An 18,594-nucleotide genomic window follows, 5' to 3' on the forward strand; every position below is an offset into this window, starting at 1 on the left:
CCTTGCCACCGGCACTGCGTATCTGTGCATGGGGTTGTTTTCGATATTTTGCTTTCCGCATCCTCCGCCAGCGGCTGCTCCGGTCCAGAAGCCGGGCGATGCCCAAGTAGCCCCGCAATCCCTCACACCATCCCATCCGCGATCTTCTCCGCCGCCATCAGCACCGGAAAATTGGTATTCGCGCAGGGAACCACCGGAAAGATCGAGGCGTCGACGACGCGCAGGCCCTGCATCCCCTTGACGCGACTCTGTGTGTCCACCACCGCCATCGGATCTTCGGCGCGGCCCATCCGAAGCGAGCAGGAGGCGTGCCAGACGCCGATCGCCGCCTTGCGCACGAAGGCTTCCAGCGCCTCGTCGTCGGTCATAACCTGCTCGAAGGTGAAGCCCTCGACGATGAAATTGTCGATCATGGCGTGGCGCAGCGCCGCCGGGCCGTCCATCAGGAGCGCGGCGATAGAGGTGAGGACCTTGTTCCTGGCGTTGACCACGCCGATCTTGCGGACGCGGTCGGTGTAGGAGGCCGGGAACGGCTTGTCGGTGACCGCCTGGAGCGGCGCGCTCATCTGCAAGCCTGCCATCTTGCGAAAACCGCTCATCAGGCGGTCGAGGTCGCGCCGGTCGGACAACAGATTGAACTCGACGATCGGCTCCGCCTGCGGGTTGCGCGAAGCGAGTTTGACCTGGCCGGTCTCCGAATAGGTCTTGTTGACGAAGGTGAGCAGCGAGGCGATCTGCTCGCCGACCGCATGCCAGGCCGACTTGCTGAGCACGGCGACGAACATGTCGCCGGCGGGCGTGCCGGCCAAGCCCGAGGAGTAGCGCAGCCCCATCTGGATGTGGCGGCGGGTGTGTTCGTTCATGCGCGCGCCGCGGCGGACATAGGACGACAGCGCGATTGAGGGATGATCCATCAGCCCCTGGCCGACACCGGCGAGGCCCATCAGCACGGGAATGCCCATTTCGCGGAGGTGTCCGACCGGGCCGATGCCGGCGCGCAGCAGATGCGCCGGCGAATGGATCGCGCCGCAGGAGAGGATGATCTCGCGGCCGCGAAACTCCTGTTCGCGGCCATCGACCAGCGCCTTGACGCCGACGCAGCGCGTGCCCTCGAACAGCAATTCCTTGACCACGGTGTTGGTCGAGATCGTCAAATTGGCGCGCTTGCGGGTCTCGCGATCGAGATAGCCCATTGCGGCCGAGACGCGCTGTTCGTCCTGGTTGGAATGCGTCACCGGAAAGTAGCCCTCGGTGAATTCGCCGTTCTGGTCGGGCAGATAGGCGTAGCCGGCGAGCCTGCAGGCCTCACCCATCGCCTGGCTATGTTTGGTCCAGTGCTCCCTTGGAATGCGGCGCACCGGGATGCGGCCGTCCTTGCCGTGCAGCGGCCCGTCGCAATCGAGATCGCGCTCGACCTTCTTGAAGTAGGGCAGCACGTCGTTCCAGTTCCAGCCCGCGGCGCCGCGGGCTTCCCACTCGGCGTAGTCGGTCGGCGCGCCGCGATTGGCCATCTGGCCGTTGATCGAGGAGCCGCCGCCCAGCACGCGCGCCTGCTCGTATTTGCGCAAGGGCGGGCGGTTCGCCTCGGGATTGTTATGGCTGACGACTTGCGTGGTGACCTTGAGCTCGGTCCAGTGGAAGCGCGGATCGAAATAGGCCTGCCCGGAATAGCTGTCGCGGATTTCCGGCGGCTCGTTGCCTGGCGGCGTGTCCTGGCCGGCTTCGCAGAGCAGGACCTTGTTGGCGCTTCTGGCCGAAAGCCGGTGGGCCATGACCGAGCCCGCCGAACCGCCGCCGACGATGATGGTGTCGTACACTGTGACGCTTCCTCTTTTTGTTTTGTTGGAATCAGGCTAGCGCACCTTCGTCGCCGGGTCACGCCGGCTCGCGCCATCAGCCCGATACGCCTGGCTCGGCTTGACGTCCGACGAACTTCCTCCCACATGGTGAGGTCATGAACCAACCCGAACTGCAGAAGATTACCGACTGGCTGATCGACGGCGCGCGCTCGGCGACCAGCCCGACCCGGCTGATGTCGGAGACCTGCGAACGGCTGGTGGCTGCGGGCCTGCCGCTGTACCGGGTCGGCGTCTTCGTTCGCACGCTGCATCCCGATATCTACGGCCGCAATTTCATCTGGCGGCCCGGCGCCGAGGTCGAGATGGGCACGGTGGATTTCAATATTCTGGAATCGCCGGGATTCACCAACAGCCCGCTGATGATCGTGTTCACGGAAGGCAAGGAGGTCCGCGGCCGGCTGGAAGACCTGCAGGACAGCCGCTTTTCGATTTTCGATGATTTGCGCGCCGAGGGTGTCACCGATTACATCGCGCTGCCGCTGCATTTTACCGACGGCTTGAGTCACGCATCGAGCTGGACCACCAAACAGCCCGGCGGCTTCACCGACCAGCAACTGGCCGCGCTGCGCGCGCTGGTGCCGGCGCTGGCGCGGGTCATCGAGATCATCCAGTGGCGCCGCACCTCGTCGCTGCTGCTCGACACCTATGTCGGCAACCGCGCCGGCGAGCGGATCCTGAAAGGCCAGATCAGGCGCGGCCATACCGACACCATGGACGCCGCGATCTGGCTGTCGGACCTGCGCGGTTTCACGGCGCTGTCGGACCGGCTGCCGGCCGAGACCGTGGTCGATATCCTGAACGGCTATTTCGACTGTCAGGTGGCGGCGATCAGGGACCATGGCGGCGAAGTCCTGAAATTCATGGGTGACGGGCTGCTCGCGGTGTTTCCGATCGACGAATATGTCGGCGATGTCAGGCAGGTCTGCAGCCACGCGCTGGACGCCGCGCGCGAATCCCGCGCCAGCGTCGAGGCAATGCACTATCCTATCGGGGAGACCGTCGAGCGTTTCCGCTTCGGCGTCGCACTGCATGTCGGGCGAATTCTGTACGGCAATATCGGCGGCGGCAACCGGCTGGATTTCACCTGCATCGGCCCGGCCGTCAATCTGGCGGCAAGGCTGGAAAAGATCGCGGGCAAGCTCAATCGCACCGTGGTGGCGTCGGAAGGGTTCGCCGGGATCTGCGCCGGCGGCTGGGACGACCTCGGCGAGTTTCCGATCGCGGGGTTTTCGAAGGCCGAGCGGGTCTTCGGCCTGCTGGACGAGACACCGGCGGGCTAAACTGGAGAGCCTGCCGGGCTCCGCGCTCCGACCTCATCCTGAGGAGCGCGCCCTTGCGCGCGTCTCGAAGGATGGCCGCGAGTGCGGAGCTTGCATCCATCCATCGCGACGCATCGCTTCGCGATGCTCCTCAGGATGAGGCTCGCTACTCCTCCGGCTCGGTGGTGAACAGCAGCGGGTAGCCCTTGGCGCGGCCGGCGTCGGTGGCGCGCGTCGCCTTGGTCTCGGCGACATCCCTGGTGAAGACCGCGACCACGCAGACGCCGCGCCGGTGCGCCGTGATCATGACCTTGTGCGCCTGGTCCTCGGTCATGCGAAACTCTGATTTCAGCACCGTGACGACGAACTCGCGCGGCGTAAAATCGTCGTTGACCAGGATGACCTTGTGCAGCCGCGGCCGCTCGGTCTTCGTTTTGACTTTTGTCTTCGGCTTGGTAACGGCGTCGATCATTCCTGCGGGACCTCTTCAACCGGCCGCGCTCGATCAGTTGGCGCGGCACTCCGAAAGCCACGGTGCCATCGATGGGTCGCCGCGCCCCGCGGCCGTCTCGATCAGTTTACAGGCTCCTGGGCGGTCCTGGAACTGGGCATTGTCGGACAGTTTCAGCTCGATCAGCGCGGTCATGGCCCCGGGTTCGTCGAGTTCAACGGCCTCGAGCGCGTAGTAGAGCACCCCCTTGGGACTGGTGACCTGCACCTCCGGATGGGCCGCGAGCAACTGCAAGACCTGCAGGCGTGCGTCGAGGCTCCATACGCTCGCCATGTCGATCAGGCGCACCGCTTCCTGGACATCGCGCGGCACCAGTTTGCCTTCGAGATAGACTTGCCCGAGCACGCCCTTCACCCCCACGGTGTCCGTCGGGGCCCTCAGCAGCGACAGCGCGCGCTTCGGATCGGCCGGGCCGCCTTCACCCGCGATCAGCATTTCCGCCAGCACGGGTGTCGCGCCGCCGGGATCGGGACGCCGGGCCTCCTCCAGCAGTTTTCGCGCGCGCACCGGATCCTGTTTGCGGATCGCCTTCGCGAGTGCGGTCCTGGCACCGTACTGGTAGTAGCCGGGCTGACCATATCGCTCGAGTATCTCCAGACCGCGGGCGCGGTCCTCCGGCTTGTCCGATTCCGTCAGCAGCCGCCCGATGAAAACCTGCAGACCTCCCCGGTCCGAGTCCTTGACAGGGTTTTCGAGCGCACGTTCCGCCCAGTACCGCGCGACGACGCGGTCGCGCTTCACGGTGGTGCCGCGGTCGAGCAGGGTCGCCAGCATCTGGGTGGAAAACGGGTGACCGAGTTCGGCGGCCTTGCGCAAGGCGCGATCGGCTTCGGCGCGCGGCACCATCGGCGCCTTGTCGGGATCGCCGCGGTCCCAGGATTTGTGCGATTCATAAATCTCGTAATTGGCCTCGGCGCTGCCCTGCGCGGCCGCCTCGCGGAGCAAAGCGAGCTTCTCCGCTCTTTGGGCATACGGCAGGGCGCGCGCTGCCGCCACCTTGAACTGCAGGTTATCAGGCTCCGCAGCGAACGCCATGTCGCAACTGGCGCGCCGCAATTCCTGGCGCCGCCGCATCGCTTCGCTGGAGAGATACTCCGGCGGATTTTCGGAAAGGCGCAGGCAGGTCTCGCCCGCCTCGGCGGCCGTCAGCGGCGGGCTTGTTTCCACGACCGCGGGTTCCTCCGGCTCCTGCGACCACGTCAGCAGCATCGCAATCACGGCCGAGATCAGTGCGAACAGACCGATCCATGCCGCGATCGCGCGCGTCCGGGACGGCCGGCCGTCGCTTGCGGAAATCGCCGGGGGTGTAACCATGCCGAAGCCGTGTTCGCTTGTATCGTATTGCCCAATCGCTGTGCGCTACATCTGTCGCGTTACCGCCGGAATCGTTCAAATCGGGTATCGCGGCGACGGTGCGGACCGGAAGTCACGGGCAGAATAAGGCAGCCATGCGGCTAACCTGAAAGTGTAGGGACAATCCATGTTCCTGCTTTTCGCGACGCAGTTTGCGTGTCACCATCGCGATCAGACGACGGGAGGACCGCTGATGCGCTGGTGTGTCTCGATCGGGGCGGTGCTTGTCGCAGGCGCCATGGCCGGAGGTGACGTCGCGGGTGTCGCGGCGCCGAACCCCGCCACCCAGCTTGGCCTTCAGCTGGCCGCCAGGGAGACCCACCCGTCCGTCGATGTCGAACTGGTGCTCGCCGTCGATGTTTCCTATTCGATGGATATGGACGAACTCGCGCTTCAGCGCGAGGGTTACGCGCAGGCCATCGTCTCCAAGGAATTTCTGCAGGCGCTGAAGAGTGGCCCGAACGGCAAGATTTCGGTGACCTATTTCGAATGGGCCGCATCGAGCGACCAGAAGATCATCATTCCCTGGCGGGTGATCGACGGCCCGGAAACCGCCGATGCGGTCGCCAGCGAGATCCTGAAAACGCCGATCCGTCGCGCGTCGCGCACCTCGATCTCGGGGGCGATCAATTTCGCAATGGCGCTGCTCGACGAGGATCCGCACCGGGGGATCCGGCGCGTGATCGATATTTCCGGCGACGGCCCCAACAACAACGGCTCGCCGGTCACGATCGCGCGCGATGCCGCGGTGGAGAAGGGCGTCATCATCAACGGCCTGCCGATCATGGTGAAGGAGCTGTCCTATTCGACCATGGACATCGGCAACCTCGATTTCTACTACGAGGACTGCGTGATCGGCGGCCCCGGCTCCTTCGTGGTGACCATCAAGGAGCGTGATAAATTCAAGGAAGCGATCCGCACCAAGCTGGTGCTCGAGATCGCCGGCCGCACGCCCGAGCGCCCGATCGTCACGGTGGCGACCAGGGAGCCGCGCGTGAACTGCCTGGTCGGCGAGAAGATCTGGCAGGAGCGGTGGGGAAGGTAGAAGGATACGTCTCATTGGTTGAGACAATAGATTTGCTTATTTCCTGAACCGCGCCACCAGTTCGACATGCGGCGTGTGGCGGAACTGGTCCACCGGCGTCACGCCCTCGATCTTGTAGCCGCCATGGATCAGAATTCGGGCGTCGCGCGCGAAGGTCGCGACGTTGCATGATACGGCGACCAAGACGGATATCTTGCTGGCGGCGAGTTGTTTGGCTTGCGCCTCGGCGCCCTGCCGTGGCGGATCGAATACCACGGTGTCGTAGTCGCGCAGTTCCTGCGGCACCAGCGGACGCCGGAACAGGTCGCGCGCCTCGGCCTTGACCGGCTTCAATCCGGATGTCGAGGTCGCCGCCTTCTGCAGCGCCGTCACCGCGCCGGCGTCGCTGTCGAAAGCCGTCACCCGCGACTTCGCCGCCAGTCTCAAGGCAAAGGGTCCGACGCCGCAGAACAGGTCGGCGATGTGTTTCGAGCGCCTGCAATGTTCCGACACCAGCGCCGCCAGCGCCTCCTCGCCGGCGACGGTGGCCTGCAGGAATGAACCCGGCGGCAAGGTCACCTGTGCCGCGCCCATCGCGATGGTCGGCGGCGTTCGCATCAGCACCAGCTCGCCATGCCGCGTCAGCCGGGCCAGCCGATGTTGCTCGGCCAAGCGCGACAGCGTTGCGATCAGTGCCGACGGCAGCGGGCCGGAGCCGCGCACATCGACGTCGAGGCCGACATCGGTGGTGGTGAGCTGGATGTCGAGCGGCTTTCCGATCACGATCAATGGCTCGGCCAGGGCCCAGGCCGCATCCAGCGCGCCGCTCAGGCCGGGATCGAGGATCGGACAGCGGTCGACCGGAATGATGTCGTGCGCACCCGCCGCGCTGAAGCCGACCTTGAGCACCGCGTGGGTGCCCATCCTGGCATGCAGCGTGATCCGGCGGCGGCCGAGGCCATGGGCATCGACCAGCGCATCCACGTCGCAATCGATCTTCGCCCGCGCCAGCGTCTCGACCACGATGTCGCGCTTCCAGGCGCGATAATGTTCGCTTTCCCAATGCTGGATCGCGCACCCGCCGCAGACGCCGAAATGCGGACAGAACGGTGCGATCCGCTGCGGGCTTGCCGTGTCGACCTGCAGCAGGCGGCGGCGGTCGGGGTGACCCGGCACCGGCGCCACCTCGATGGTCTCGCCCGGCAGCGCATACGGCACATAGACCGCCATTCCGCCGGCAAGGGCGACGCCGTCGCCGTGGTGGCCGACGTGATCGATGGTGAGATGCTCAACCACGGCGCGCGCCAAGGAAGAACTCGACGTTGCCGTCGCCGCCTGCGATCGACGAAGGAAACACCTGGATGTCGGTACAGCCGAGCGAAGCGGCAAACGCGGTGATGTCGTCGCAGACCTCCTGGTGCACCATGGCGTTGCGGATGATGCCGCGCTTGGAATGTTTTCGCGCCGCCTCGAATTGCGGTTTGATCAGTGCCAGCAGATGCATCGGCGCCGCGGCCAGCGACAGCGCCACCGGCAATACGGCTTTCAGCGAGATGAAGCTGACGTCGATCACCACCACATCCGGCCGCGCCGGCAGGCGCTTGCCTTCGAATGTCCTGATGTCTGTTTCTTCCATCGAGACGATTTTGGGATGGCCGCGCAGCGAGGGATGCAATTGCTCGCGGCCGACGTCGATCGCAAACACCAGGCTGGCGCCGTTCGCCAGCAACACTTCGGTAAAGCCGCCGGTCGAGGCGCCGACGTCGAGGCAGACGTGATCCTCGACTTCAATCGGATACAGTTCCAGCGCGCCCGCCAGCTTGACGCCGCCGCGCGAGACATAGGGGTGCGCGGGTTGCGCCTGGATCACCGCGTCGGCCGCAACGCCTTCGGATGGCTTCAGGACCTGCTTGTCGTTGGCGGTGACGAGGCCGGCTTCGATCGCCGCCTGCGCCCGCGCCCGGCTTTCGAACAGGCCGCGCTCGACCAGCAGCATATCCGCGCGCTTGCGGGGAGGGGGCGTGCTCTGTTTGGCCAAGGTCAACTCGATGCCCGCGCCAGCGTGGCGCCGAGCCGGCCGGCAGCCATGCCTACGCAAGTCTCGAAGGCGGTCAGGTCATGCCAGAGATCCGCGGGCGCCTGCCGCGGCGTCACCAGCGTGCAGCCGTGCAGGTCGAGCGCATGAATCATCATCAGATTATCGCTCAATCCGAAATCCTCGACGGTCAGGCCATCAGCATCGGCCAGACGGCCACCCTGCCGTTCTACTGTGGTGAATTTGCGCACGCGGTCGGCATAGAGCGTCGGATCGTTGCAATAGCCCAGGCAAAGTTTTCCGCGTCCCGCCATGTAGCCGAGTTCGTAGACGGTGCCGGCATCCGCGCTTGACCCACGAAACGGCGTGAGATTGGCGATGATGGCGTCTGCCTCGATCATCATGGCCTCGTTGCCCCCAAAGATGTCGAGCGAGGCATCGCGGGCGGAGAGGTCGATGACGTTATCGAGCGGAAAGAGTCCGATCAGGCCGTGCCGCGCGCAGATTTCGGCCTTGCGCCAGCCGATCTCGAGGGCGTCTGGCAGGAACACATCAGGGCCTGCCAGGTAGATTTTCATGAGAACAGTATCTCCGACCTCATCCCCGCGCAACGGCCTCGCCGTTGTCGCTGGAGCAGCGCGCTCTTGCGCGCGTCTCGAAGGATGAGAGGAACCGGTGCTCGCTGCCCATCCTTCGAGACGCCGCGCAAGCGCGCGGCTCCTCAGGATGAGGTCCGTATTCGCTTGAACGGGCCTCAGGCCAGCTTGACCGTTTCAGCCTTGAAATCCTTGCCGAGCGCTTCGAACACCTTGGCGACGATGCCCTTGGCGTCGAGGCCAGCGCGGGCGTACATCGCAGCAGGCGAATCGTGGTCCATGAACTCGTCGGGCAGCACCATCGAGCGCATCCGCAGGCCGCCATCGAGCATGCCGTGGTCCGATAGCGTCTGCATCACATGGGAGCCGAATCCGCCGATCGAACCTTCCTCGATGGTGAGCAGCACTTCGTGCTCGCGCGCCAGTTTCAGGATCATGTCGAGATCGAGCGGCTTCATGAAGCGGGCATCGGCGATCGTGGTGGAGAGGCCGAGCGCCGCCAGTTCGTCGGCGGCCTTTTCGCATTCGGCCAGACGGGTGCCGAACGACAGCAACGCGATCTTGCTGCCCTCGCGAACGATGCGGCCCTTGCCGATCTCCAGGGGAATGCCGAATTCGGGCATTTCGACGCCGCGGCCTTCGCCGCGCGGATAGCGCACCGCACTCGGACGGTCGTTGATCGCGACCTGGGTCGCCACCATGTGAACCAGTTCGGCTTCATCGGACGCCGCCATGATGACGAAATTGGGCAGGCAGCCGAGATAGGCGTTGTCGAACGATCCGGCGTGGGTGGCGCCGTCGGCGCCGACCAGGCCGGCGCGGTCGATCGCGAAGCGGACCGGCAGGCTCTGGATCGCCACGTCATGGACGATCTGGTCATAGCCGCGCTGCAGGAAGGTCGAATAGATCGCGCAGAATGGCTTGTAGCCCTCGGTGGCGAGACCTGCCGCGAACGTCACGGCATGCTGCTCGGCAATGCCGACGTCGAAGGTGCGGTCGGGGAAGGCCTTGTTGAAGATGTCGATGCCGGTGCCCGACGGCATGGCCGCGGTGATGCCGACGATCTTGTCGTCCTTCTGCGCTTCCTTGACGAGGCTCTGTCCGAATACGTTCTGATAGGCCGGGGCATTCGGCTTGGCCTTCGCCTGGGTGCCGGTGGCGACGTCGAACTTGACCACGGCGTGATACTTGTCGGCGGAGGCTTCCGCCGGGCCGTAGCCCTTGCCCTTCTGGGTCACGACATGGACCAGGATCGGGCCGGTCTCCATGTCGCGGACGTTCTTCAGCACGGGCAGCAGGTGATCGAGGTTGTGGCCGTCGATCGGGCCGACATAGTAGAAGCCGAGTTCTTCGAACAGCGTGCCGCCGTCCATCATGAAGCCACGGGAATATTCCTCGACACGGCTGGCGCGGTTCGAGATGATTTTCGGCAGATGGGTGCCGAGCTGCTTGGCGGCCTCGCGCAGCGTGCGGTAGGTCTTGCCGGAGTACAGCCGCGACAGATAGGCCGACATCGCGCCGACCGGCGGGGCGATCGACATGTCGTTGTCGTTGAGAATGACGATCAGCCGGGAATTCATCGCGCCGGCATTGTTCATGGCTTCATAGGCCATGCCCGCGGACATCGCGCCGTCGCCGATCACGGCGATGACGTTGTTCTTGCCGCCGGAGAGGTCGCGCGCCACGGCCATGCCGAGCGCCGCCGAAATCGAGGTCGAGGAGTGGGCGGCGCCGAACGGATCGTAGTCGCTTTCGGTGCGCTTGGTGAAACCACTCAATCCGCCGCCGGTGCGGAGCGTTCGGATGCGGTCGCGGCGCCCGGTCAGGATCTTGTGCGGATAGGCCTGGTGGCCGACGTCCCAGATCAGACGGTCGCGCGGGGTATCGAAGATGTAATGGATCGCCGTGGTCAGCTCGACGACGCCGAGGCCGGCGCCGAAATGTCCGCCGGTGACCGAGACGGCATCGATGGTTTCCTGGCGCAGTTCGTCGGCGACCTGCCGCACTTGCTCCACCTTGAGCCGGCGCAGATCGTCCGGGGTGCGGATCGTGTCGAGAAGCGGCGTTTTACTAAATGTGGTCACAGCGATATTCCAATTTTGCAGGTCGGGACTGTCAGCCCGACGTGAGATGGGTTGCGCAACATCGGCGCAGCGAAAACCAGGGCGCCGGATGCTACCTGAGCAGGCCGAAGCCTGAAGAGTGAGCCTAGTCGCGCTCCGGATCGGTCAATGTGATATGCATCACCTTTGGCGGCTTCGCCCTTCTCAGTCAATTTTATCAGCCATTTGAGGTGCTTAACCTTGCCAAAAATCGGCGGCAGGCTGCCTTCAGTAGCCCATAGAACTCCAAGCTTTACACTAAAGCGACGGCCAAAGCCAACCCGCCGGGGCGTTGCCGCGTTCCACGGTTAAGGGCGGGGGAACCTGCTATTCAGCCCCGGCGCCGCGCCGAAGGCTCCATCTCGTCCAATTCGGTGGCATTCGCCGGGCTGGCATCGGCGGATTCGAGCCTTTTCCAGGCCCATTCCCGGGCATTGGCGTCGCCGGTCGCGATTGCCAGCGCCTCCTCGGGACGAGCCATACGGTCGCTGAGCGGGATCGGCCCGCAGACGATCATGAAAAAGTCATAGGCATGAGGCCGCTCATTGGCCATCACGAACTGGAAATGGACCCGAAAGAACTGCCAGCGGAACAGGTTGTAGTGCTCCGGCCTGATGATTTCGCGGAACCGGACCGGCACGATGGTGGGGTTGCGCCTGGCGGCGCCGACGTCGATGCCGTGGCCGGCAATCGGATCGAACGGATAGAAATTCATCACGTCCTTGCGCGACTGGCAGTCGATCCAGTCGATCGACGGCTCCACCGCCAGCAAGCGAAGATCGTCGCGGAAATCCTGCGACGCCGCGTGAAAACCGACGATCGGGAAATTGCCGCCGATGGTCAAAAGCACGATGCGCGGGCCGTGCCGTCCGAGGTCAGGGTCGAGCCTGAGCGCGCGCGCCAGAATTTCGGTCCCCAGAAACGATCCCGAACTGTGGCCGACGACGACGATTTCCTCGGCATCGCTGGAGCGCGCGACATCAACGAGGTATTGCGCAAAGCGGTCGATCCGCGCGTCCCATTCCGGCCGCTGCCGGTGCGAAAATTCCCAGGTCCAGATCGTGTCGGACAACAGATAGAGCAAATAGGTGGAGTTTTCCGTGTATTTCAGCACCGTACCGAGGATAGCGACGAACAGCGCCGCCGCGGCAGCCATGCCGAACAGGTCGGGAACGCCGAGCGCTTGCAGCCCTTTTGCAAAGCCGAAGGCAACGCCGTACGACCCCAGCGCCTCCAGAAACAGCAGGAAATGCGGGTAGGTGATGAAGGTCGCGAACCGCCAATGCGCCCGCCAGAACCGCGCAATGGTGCCGCGGAAGACCAGACGCCAGTAGATCCACATGGCGTGGAAAACCGTGCTCCAGATCGGCGCGGCAAGGTCGCGCTGGATCAGGTCCTCGAACCGCAGGAAATCGTAGCTGGTGCGGGTCTGCCAGTCGCCGGCCCTGGTCTCGATCGACCACGACGCGGTTTCGCCGTCAGGCGAGGTCTGCGGGCGGCCGATGGTGGCGTTGAGCTGGTACAGCCGGCCGAACTTGCGCAGCTCGGTCCTGAACATGCGGTAATACTGCGCGAGCCCGCGCGGATCGTATCCCTGCACATAGATGATATGGCGGTGCTGAACGCGCACTTACTGCTGATCCCCGGACTGACGGCCGGACTATATCAGGCCGCTCAACGCGCCAAGAACTAATTCAGCCCTCTCCGGGGTCGCCTGCCGGCGAATTCGCCTATTGTTCCCCCCTGTTGCCCGAGAGCGACTGCCAGGAGCGACGTCAATCCGGCCGGGCAGCCAGCCGTCACTGCACGTCGAGCGGCTCGGTGCCGGTGACCTGGCCGCTGGAATCGGTGGTGATCTTGTCGACCCGCGCTTCGGCCTGCCGCAGCAGCTCCTCGCAGCGCCGTTTCAGGGCCTCGCCGCGCTCGTAGATGGCGACCGATTCTTCCAGCGGCACCTTGCCGTCCTCGAGCCGCTTGACGATCGATTCGAGTTCCTCGATCGCGCGTTCGAAGCTCAGCTTCTTGACGTCCACTGCGGTATTTTCGGCCATATGTCCTGTCCCGGGTGCGCCGCTTCGCGAGGCGCAGACTCAAATGTATCTATGCGGGCGTATTGTGGCGGGAATTCACGCGCCCATCAATGCGGTGACGTGGGACGCCACCGACTCTTTCAGGCCCTGCAGATCATAGCCGCCCTCGAGCACCGAGACGATCCGGCCGCTGGCGCTGGAGTAGGCGACGTCCATCAGCTGGCGCGTGACCCAGCCGAAATCCTCCGCCTGCAGGTTGAGCGACGCCAGCGGATCCCTGAAATGCGCGTCGAAGCCGGCCGAGACGATGATCAGCTCGGGCGAAAATTTGCGCAGCTGCGGCAGGATCATGTTTTCGAACGCGGACCGGAATTTGGCGCTGCCATCTTCCGAGGCGAGCGGCGCGTTGACGATGGTGTCGTGCTCGCCGCGTTCGCCGCTGGCGCCGGTGCCGGGAAACAGCGGCATCTGGTGCGTCGAGCAATACATCACGGTCGGGTCGGCCCAGAAAATCTCCTGGGTGCCGTTGCCGTGATGCACGTCGAAATCGACCACGGCGGCGCGCGCAATGCCGTATTTGCGCTGGGCGTGGCGCGCGGCGATCGCGGCGTTGTCGAAGAAGCAGAAGCCCATCGGTTTGTTGATCTCGGCGTGATGCCCGGGCGGGCGGATCGCGACGAAGGCGTTGTCGTGGCTGCCCGACATCACGGCATCGGTGGCGGTGACCGCGCCGCCGACGCCGCGCATCACGGCTTCCCAGGTGCCCGGCGACATCGAGGTATCGCCGTCGATATAGATCAGGCCGCTCGACGGCGCGATATGCCGGAGTTCCCCGACATAGTGCTCGCCATGGCACAGCGTGACCGAATCGAGGCTGCCCTCCGGCGCTTCGCCGCGCACCAGGGCGTTGAAGCGATCTTCGCCGAGCACCTCGCCGACCGCGCGCAGCCGGTCGGCGCGTTCCGGATGACCGGGCGGCGTGGCATGGTCGAGACAGGCCGGGTGCGTCAGCAGCAATGTGGTCATGCAATACCCTGGCGCCGGAGGCGCTTTGCGAGAGGAGGCTAATCTAGGCGGTCAGCGCGGCCTGGGAAAGAGCCAGTAGCCGGAATCATTACTCGTTTGCAGCCCATCCTTCGAGACGCCGCGCGCGAGCGCACGGCTCCTCAGGATGAGGTCTCACTTGTTGAAGCACAACAACCTCATGCTGAGGAGCGAGCAACGCGAGCGTCTCGAAGCATGGGCAGCGAGCACTTCAGTTCATTCGCACGATGCGATTTCCGGTGGCGGGCGCGATCGGACTGTTGGCCCTGAAATAGGCGTAGAGCGCGTCGACATCGTAGACGCCGACCTGCGGCGCGATCCCTTCGGTGAAAACGGTGAATCCGTCGCCCCCGACCGCGAGAAAATTGTTCACGGTGACGCGGTAGGCCGTCGCGGGATCGATGCGCGCGCCGTGCAGCGAGATACTGTCGGCGGCGACGCGATCGCCGATCGGCCTGGCGCCGTCCCAGCTATAGCTGAATCCATCAGAGACATGCAGGATCCGCGGCCGCTTCGGGTCGAGCCATTGCTGCTCGAGCATGTTCTTGATCTGCACGCCCGTCAGCGTCAGCGTCACCAGCTGGTTGCGGAACGGCTGGCTGGCGAACACGTCGCCATAGGTCACCGTGCCCTCGTCCTTCTTCAGCATATCGCTGCGGACGCCGCCCGGATTGGTGAAGGCGATCACCGCGCCGCCGTTGACCTCGGCCCGGGTCGCAGCCAGCTGGGCGTCGGCAATGATGTCGCCGAGAACGCTTTCGCCTGAGGCGTTGGGGGTGCGCGACAGCGTTTCGGTGATCGACCCCGCCGGCCGGCTGGCGATCGGCGCGGCCAACCGGTCGTATTCTTCGAGCAGGGCGGTCTGTTGCGAATCTTTGGCAAAGGCGTCGGTGCGGACGATGACATTGTCGGCGCGGGCGCTGATGACGTCGCGGGTGGCGGGATCGAGCTTGAGGTCGATCGCGGTGACGACGGTGCCGTATTTGTCGGCCGAGGTGACCAGCCTGCCGTCGATATCGCAGACATAGGGTCGATGGGTATGGCCGCTGACCACCACATCGACCGCGCGATCGAATTTCTTGACGATGTCGACGATCGGGCCGGAGATGCCGGGACACTCATTATAGTCGCCGGTCGGGAACCCGCCTTCGTGGATCAGCACCACGATGGCCTCGACGCCGCGCGCCTTCAGTTCCGGCAGCAGCGCATTCACGGTATCGGCCTCGTCCCGAAATTCGAGGTCGGCGACGCCGACCGGCGAAACCAGATTCGGCGTGCCCTTCAGGGTCAGGCCGATGAAGGCCACGGGAATGCCGCCGAACTCCCGGACCGCGTAGGCGGGAAGCAGGGTCTTGCTGGTGCTCTTCTCGAAGGTGCTGGCGGCCAGATAACGGAATTTCGCGCCGAGAAACGGATGCGGCCCCTGGCATCCGTCGATCGGATGACAGCCGCCGTTCTGCATCCGCAGCAACTCGTTCTTGCCCTCGTCGAATTCGTGATTGCCGACGGCAGCCACCGCGAGCCCCATCATGTCGAGCGATTCGATGGTGGGCTCGTCGTGAAACATCGCCGACAGGAACGGGCTGGCGCCGATCAGGTCGCCGGCGGCGACGAAGATCGTGTTGCTGTGTCCGTCGCGCAATTGCCTGACCGCTGTGGCCATGTGCTCGGCGCCGCCGGCCTCGACCGCGATCTTTTTGCTCTTGTCCTCGGGATCGACGATCCGGATGCCGCCCGGTGGCGGTTGCAGATAGCCGTGGAAATCGTTGATGGCGAGAATGCGCAGCTCGACCGGTGCGGCTTGCGCCGATGCGGGTGGGGCGGGGGCCAGTGCGATCAGCAGTATCAAGACTGCGAAGGTTCGATAAAACGAGCGTCTCATATCTTTTTTCGTCATTGCGAGGAGCGAAGCGACGAAGCAATCCATAGTGCGGCAGAGCAAAGCTGGATTGCTTCGCGGAGTTTATCATCGGGCGGCGCGTTGCGCCGACCCGTTGGCTCGCAATGACGGTGCAGCCTCATGCCTTCTTGCGCGCGAAGAACGCCTGGAACGCGGCCACCGCTTCCGCCGAGCGCATGCGCTCGCCGAACAGATGGCTCTCCTGGTCGATCCGTCGCGTCAGGTCTTCCGGCGACGGCCGGAGCAGCTTGCGCGAGATCGCGACCGCTTCCGCCGGGAGCGCGCAGATTTCGCGCGCCACCTTGCGCGCCGCGGCTTCGGTCTCGCCCGGCGCCACCACCTCGCTGACGAAGCCGGCGAGGCGCGCGTCCTCGGCCGAGACCTTGCGGCCCATCACCAGCGTGGAGAAGGCGCGCTGATATCCCATGGTGCGCGGCATCAGCAGGCTGGAGGCGCCTTCCGGAACCAGCCCGAGATGGATGAAGGGCGTGGAGAACGTCGCGGTCGTGGAGGCGACGACGTAATCGCAATGGAACAGCATGGTGGTGCCGATGCCGATCGCGATGCCGTCGACCGCGGCGACCAGCGGCTTTGTATTGTGCGCCAGCGCATAGAGGAACTTGATGGCATTGGATTTGCGCGGCGTATCCGAACTGGCGGTGCCGTCTTTCAGGAAATCCTCGAGGTCGTTGCCGGCGGTGAACACGCCGCCGCTGCCTGCGATCAGGATGCAGCGGATGCCGGCGTCCTGCTGTGCGCTGTTGATCGCGTCGCTGATCGCGCGATACATGTCCTGCGTGATCGCGTTCTTCTTTTCCGGCCGCAGCATCGCGATCACGCGGATGGCGTCTTCGTCTGTCACGGTCAGATGGTCGGGCATGGTGCGGTCCTTGAACGAGCGGCGCGGGCAGGTAGCCAATCCGGGAGGCGCACCCTACATCATGTTAACGAGCGTCCCAAACCGGCAAGGCCGGCCTTGGAGGCGACGGAACGACGCGCGGGGAAGTAGCGATGCAACTGACCGGTATTCATCACCTGACCGCGATTTCAGCGAAACCGCGCGAGAAGCGGCGGGTTACGCTTCGCTAACCCGCCCTACGATTCCGGGACTCACCCCTTGCGCATCTTGGCGAGCAGGAAGTTGTCGTAATAGTTCTCCGCGATCTGCGTGTAGGAGAGCACTTCCTTCATGTACGCGTCGTGGCTGTCCTTGGTCTTCTTGAACAGCGGGCTCTTCCCGGCGATCTCGTTCAGATGGTCCTGCGTGGCCTGGTAGCAGGCTTCCATGACCGGCTGCGGGAACGCGCGCAGCTCCGCGCCACCGGCGATCAGGCGTTTCAGGGCCGCCGGATTGACGCTGTCATATTTCTCGATCATCCAGGTGCCCGCTGCCGCGCCGGCCTGGTTGAGGATGGCCTGGTACTGTTTGGGCAACGCGCTCCATTTTTCCTGATTCACGATCATGTGGAGCATGGCCCCGCCTTCCCACCAGCCCGGGAAGTAGTAGTACTTCGCTACCTTGTGGAAGCCGAGCTTCTCGTCATCATGAGGACCGACGAACTCCGCGGCGTCGATCGAACCTTTCTCGAGCGCTGAATAGACATCGCCGCCCGCGATCTGCTGCGGCACGATGCCGAGTCTGGCGAGCACATGGCCGCCCATGCCGGCGATGCGGAATTTGAGGCCTTTGAGGTCATCGACTGTCTTGATCTCCTTGCGGAACCAGCCGCCCATTTGGGTGCCGGAGTTACCGCACAGGATGGCGTGCGTCTTGAAAGGGGCCAGCGCTTCGTTGACGAGTTCGGCGCCGCCGCCGAACGTCCACCAGGAATGCTGATGGCGATGGTTCATGCCGAAGGGCGCGCCGGTGGCATAGGTCAGCGCCGGCTCCTTGCCGATGTAGAAATAGAGCGGGGTCTGCGCCATCTCGACGGTCGCGGTGCTCACCGCATCGAGCGCCTGCAGGCCCGGTACGATCTCGCCCGCCGCGAAGGTCTGGATCTGGAACTTGTTGTCGGTGGCGTCAGCCACGTATTTCGCAAAGGTCTGCGCGGTGCCGAAGATGGTATCGAGCGACTTCGGAAAGCTCGAGGTCAGGCGCCATTTGATCTCGGGCGCCGATTGGGCGATCGCGGGCGCTGCAACCAGCGTGGTCGCGCCGGCGATGGCGCTGCCTTTGAGGAACGTGCGGCGTTTCATGATGGGCTCACTCCCTTGGATGGCTGGTCGATTGGCGCGGGGCAAAGTGCCTCGCAGGACGGGTTGGCGCACACCATACCGAACTCGGGGCCAGGCAAGGAAGCATTACCTTGCATGACTTGAAACAAAATTCCTGCAGCCGTCATTGCCCGCGACAAATGCGAAGCGTTTGCGCATAGGAGCTCTTGCGACGAAGCAGTCCGGCTCTCAATCGTCGTCGCCCGGCTTGACCGGGCGATCCAGTACGCCGCGGCTTCTCGGCTCTATCCTCAGCGCTTCCGGAATACTGGGTCGCCCGATCAAGTCGGGCGATGACACCTGTACCTGGGCCGACCCGACGGGATGCGACAAATTAGCCCGTCGGGTAAAATTTCGCTTTTCCCGAAGGGCAAATCACCGTTACGAATCACGCCATCCTGTCCCCATTGGAAGGGGCGTTGGCCATCGTCACCGAACGTTGGGATGGGATGCGGTGGACGCAGCGGCATCGTGTGCGGAAAAGGATTGCAGGGCGGGATAAACTCCGTCAGCGATCACAGGCCGTGCAGACGAGCGGTGCCGAAGCGTACGGCGAAATCGTGTGGTCCTGGCGCCGCAAGGCTGGCGCCAAGCTTGCGAACCCGTTCGCAGGCGACGGTGGCAACAGAGCGTAGCTCACCGGGGAGAGTACGTATAAGCCGTA

General features: G+C 64.5%; 15 protein-coding genes. 2 read left to right on the forward strand and 13 right to left on the reverse strand.

Translation table 11 applies throughout. The annotated features are described in order from the left end of the window. Positions 1–122: 122 nt before the first annotated feature. Positions 123–1,817 (reverse strand): GMC family oxidoreductase, encoded by a 1,695-nt coding sequence (locus tag Q7U29_RS07840; protein ID WP_304740154.1) that lies wholly within the window; start codon positions 1,815–1,817, stop codon positions 123–125. Between the two features lie 137 nt (positions 1,818–1,954). Here Q7U29_RS07840 and Q7U29_RS07845 point away from each other — a divergent pair, with 137 nt between their 5' ends. Further along, the gene (locus Q7U29_RS07845) at positions 1,955–3,139 is read left to right on the forward strand and encodes an adenylate/guanylate cyclase domain-containing protein (RefSeq protein WP_304740156.1); all 1,185 of its coding nucleotides are present in this window, start codon (positions 1,955–1,957) and stop codon (positions 3,137–3,139) included. Between the two features lie 145 nt (positions 3,140–3,284). On the opposite strand, the gene clpS is transcribed toward Q7U29_RS07845, so the two are convergent. Both clpS and Q7U29_RS07855 read right to left on the reverse strand, forming a co-directional pair. Further along, complete coding sequence (clpS, locus tag Q7U29_RS07850; RefSeq protein ID WP_304740158.1) at positions 3,285–3,590, reverse strand: ATP-dependent Clp protease adapter ClpS; 306 nt, start codon at positions 3,588–3,590, stop codon at positions 3,285–3,287. Between the two features lie 33 nt (positions 3,591–3,623). Then, a complete protein-coding gene (locus tag Q7U29_RS07855) occupies positions 3,624–4,943 on the reverse strand; it encodes a hypothetical protein (protein ID WP_304740160.1) in 1,320 nt (439 codons plus the stop codon). A 232-nt stretch (positions 4,944–5,175) separates the two neighbouring features. Here Q7U29_RS07855 and Q7U29_RS07860 point away from each other — a divergent pair, with 232 nt between their 5' ends. Further along, positions 5,176–6,027: a DUF1194 domain-containing protein gene (locus Q7U29_RS07860; RefSeq protein WP_304740181.1), complete on the forward strand. Its 852-nt coding sequence runs from the start codon at positions 5,176–5,178 to the stop codon at positions 6,025–6,027. Positions 6,028–6,063: 36 nt separating this feature from the next. On the opposite strand, the gene Q7U29_RS07865 is transcribed toward Q7U29_RS07860, so the two are convergent. The 10 genes from Q7U29_RS07865 to Q7U29_RS07910 all read right to left on the reverse strand — a co-directional run bounded on the left by Q7U29_RS07865 (position 6,064) and on the right by Q7U29_RS07910 (position 17,912). After that, complete coding sequence (locus Q7U29_RS07865) at positions 6,064–7,302, reverse strand: class I SAM-dependent RNA methyltransferase (protein WP_304740162.1); 1,239 nt, start codon at positions 7,300–7,302, stop codon at positions 6,064–6,066. After that, on the reverse strand, positions 7,295–8,002 hold the full coding sequence (locus Q7U29_RS07870) for a TlyA family RNA methyltransferase (protein ID WP_304740182.1): 708 nt from the start codon (positions 8,000–8,002) through the stop codon (positions 7,295–7,297). Before Q7U29_RS07870 ends, Q7U29_RS07865 begins: the two co-directional genes overlap by 8 nt. A gap of 44 nt (positions 8,003–8,046) precedes the next feature. After that, a complete protein-coding gene (locus tag Q7U29_RS07875; protein ID WP_304740164.1) occupies positions 8,047–8,619 on the reverse strand; it encodes a nucleoside 2-deoxyribosyltransferase in 573 nt (190 codons plus the stop codon). A 176-nt stretch (positions 8,620–8,795) separates the two neighbouring features. After that, on the reverse strand, positions 8,796–10,721 hold the full coding sequence (dxs, locus tag Q7U29_RS07880; protein WP_304740165.1) for a 1-deoxy-D-xylulose-5-phosphate synthase: 1,926 nt from the start codon (positions 10,719–10,721) through the stop codon (positions 8,796–8,798). A 349-nt stretch (positions 10,722–11,070) separates the two neighbouring features. Continuing rightward, on the reverse strand, positions 11,071–12,369 hold the full coding sequence (locus Q7U29_RS07885; protein ID WP_304740167.1) for a hypothetical protein: 1,299 nt from the start codon (positions 12,367–12,369) through the stop codon (positions 11,071–11,073). A gap of 169 nt (positions 12,370–12,538) precedes the next feature. Further along, the gene (locus Q7U29_RS07890; protein WP_304740169.1) at positions 12,539–12,790 is read right to left on the reverse strand and encodes an exodeoxyribonuclease VII small subunit; all 252 of its coding nucleotides are present in this window, start codon (positions 12,788–12,790) and stop codon (positions 12,539–12,541) included. Between the two features lie 75 nt (positions 12,791–12,865). After that, positions 12,866–13,795, reverse strand: a complete 930-nt coding sequence (locus Q7U29_RS07895) for a histone deacetylase family protein (RefSeq protein ID WP_304740171.1) — start codon at positions 13,793–13,795, stop codon at positions 12,866–12,868. A 229-nt stretch (positions 13,796–14,024) separates the two neighbouring features. After that, a complete protein-coding gene (locus Q7U29_RS07900; RefSeq protein WP_304740172.1) occupies positions 14,025–15,695 on the reverse strand; it encodes a bifunctional UDP-sugar hydrolase/5'-nucleotidase in 1,671 nt (556 codons plus the stop codon). Between the two features lie 136 nt (positions 15,696–15,831). After that, entirely contained in the window at positions 15,832–16,593 is a 762-nt protein-coding gene (locus tag Q7U29_RS07905; protein ID WP_304740174.1) for a crotonase/enoyl-CoA hydratase family protein, read from the reverse strand. Between the two features lie 230 nt (positions 16,594–16,823). Beyond that, positions 16,824–17,912: a TRAP transporter substrate-binding protein gene (locus tag Q7U29_RS07910; protein ID WP_304740176.1), complete on the reverse strand. Its 1,089-nt coding sequence runs from the start codon at positions 17,910–17,912 to the stop codon at positions 16,824–16,826. Positions 17,913–18,594 lie beyond the last annotated feature (682 nt).

This window comes from Bradyrhizobium sp. (assembly GCF_030654605.1).
Taxonomy (GTDB): domain Bacteria; phylum Pseudomonadota; class Alphaproteobacteria; order Rhizobiales; family Xanthobacteraceae; genus Bradyrhizobium.

Coding starts and splice junctions, on each gene's coding strand:
- Q7U29_RS07890 (WP_304740169.1), bottom strand. CDS start 12,790: ATGGCCGAAAATACCGCAGTGGACGTCAAGAAGCTGAGCTTCGAACGC.
- Q7U29_RS07895 (WP_304740171.1), bottom strand. CDS start 13,795: ATGACCACATTGCTGCTGACGCACCCGGCCTGTCTCGACCATGCCACG.
- Q7U29_RS07870 (WP_304740182.1), bottom strand. CDS start 8,002: ATGCTGCTGGTCGAGCGCGGCCTGTTCGAAAGCCGGGCGCGGGCGCAG.
- Q7U29_RS07910 (WP_304740176.1), bottom strand. CDS start 17,912: ATGAAACGCCGCACGTTCCTCAAAGGCAGCGCCATCGCCGGCGCGACC.
- Q7U29_RS07900 (WP_304740172.1), bottom strand. CDS start 15,695: ATGAGACGCTCGTTTTATCGAACCTTCGCAGTCTTGATACTGCTGATC.
- Q7U29_RS07845 (WP_304740156.1), top strand. CDS start 1,955: ATGAACCAACCCGAACTGCAGAAGATTACCGACTGGCTGATCGACGGC.
- Q7U29_RS07905 (WP_304740174.1), bottom strand. CDS start 16,593: ATGCCCGACCATCTGACCGTGACAGACGAAGACGCCATCCGCGTGATC.
- clpS (WP_304740158.1), bottom strand. CDS start 3,590: ATGATCGACGCCGTTACCAAGCCGAAGACAAAAGTCAAAACGAAGACC.
- Q7U29_RS07860 (WP_304740181.1), top strand. CDS start 5,176: ATGCGCTGGTGTGTCTCGATCGGGGCGGTGCTTGTCGCAGGCGCCATG.
- Q7U29_RS07875 (WP_304740164.1), bottom strand. CDS start 8,619: ATGAAAATCTACCTGGCAGGCCCTGATGTGTTCCTGCCAGACGCCCTC.
- Q7U29_RS07855 (WP_304740160.1), bottom strand. CDS start 4,943: ATGGTTACACCCCCGGCGATTTCCGCAAGCGACGGCCGGCCGTCCCGG.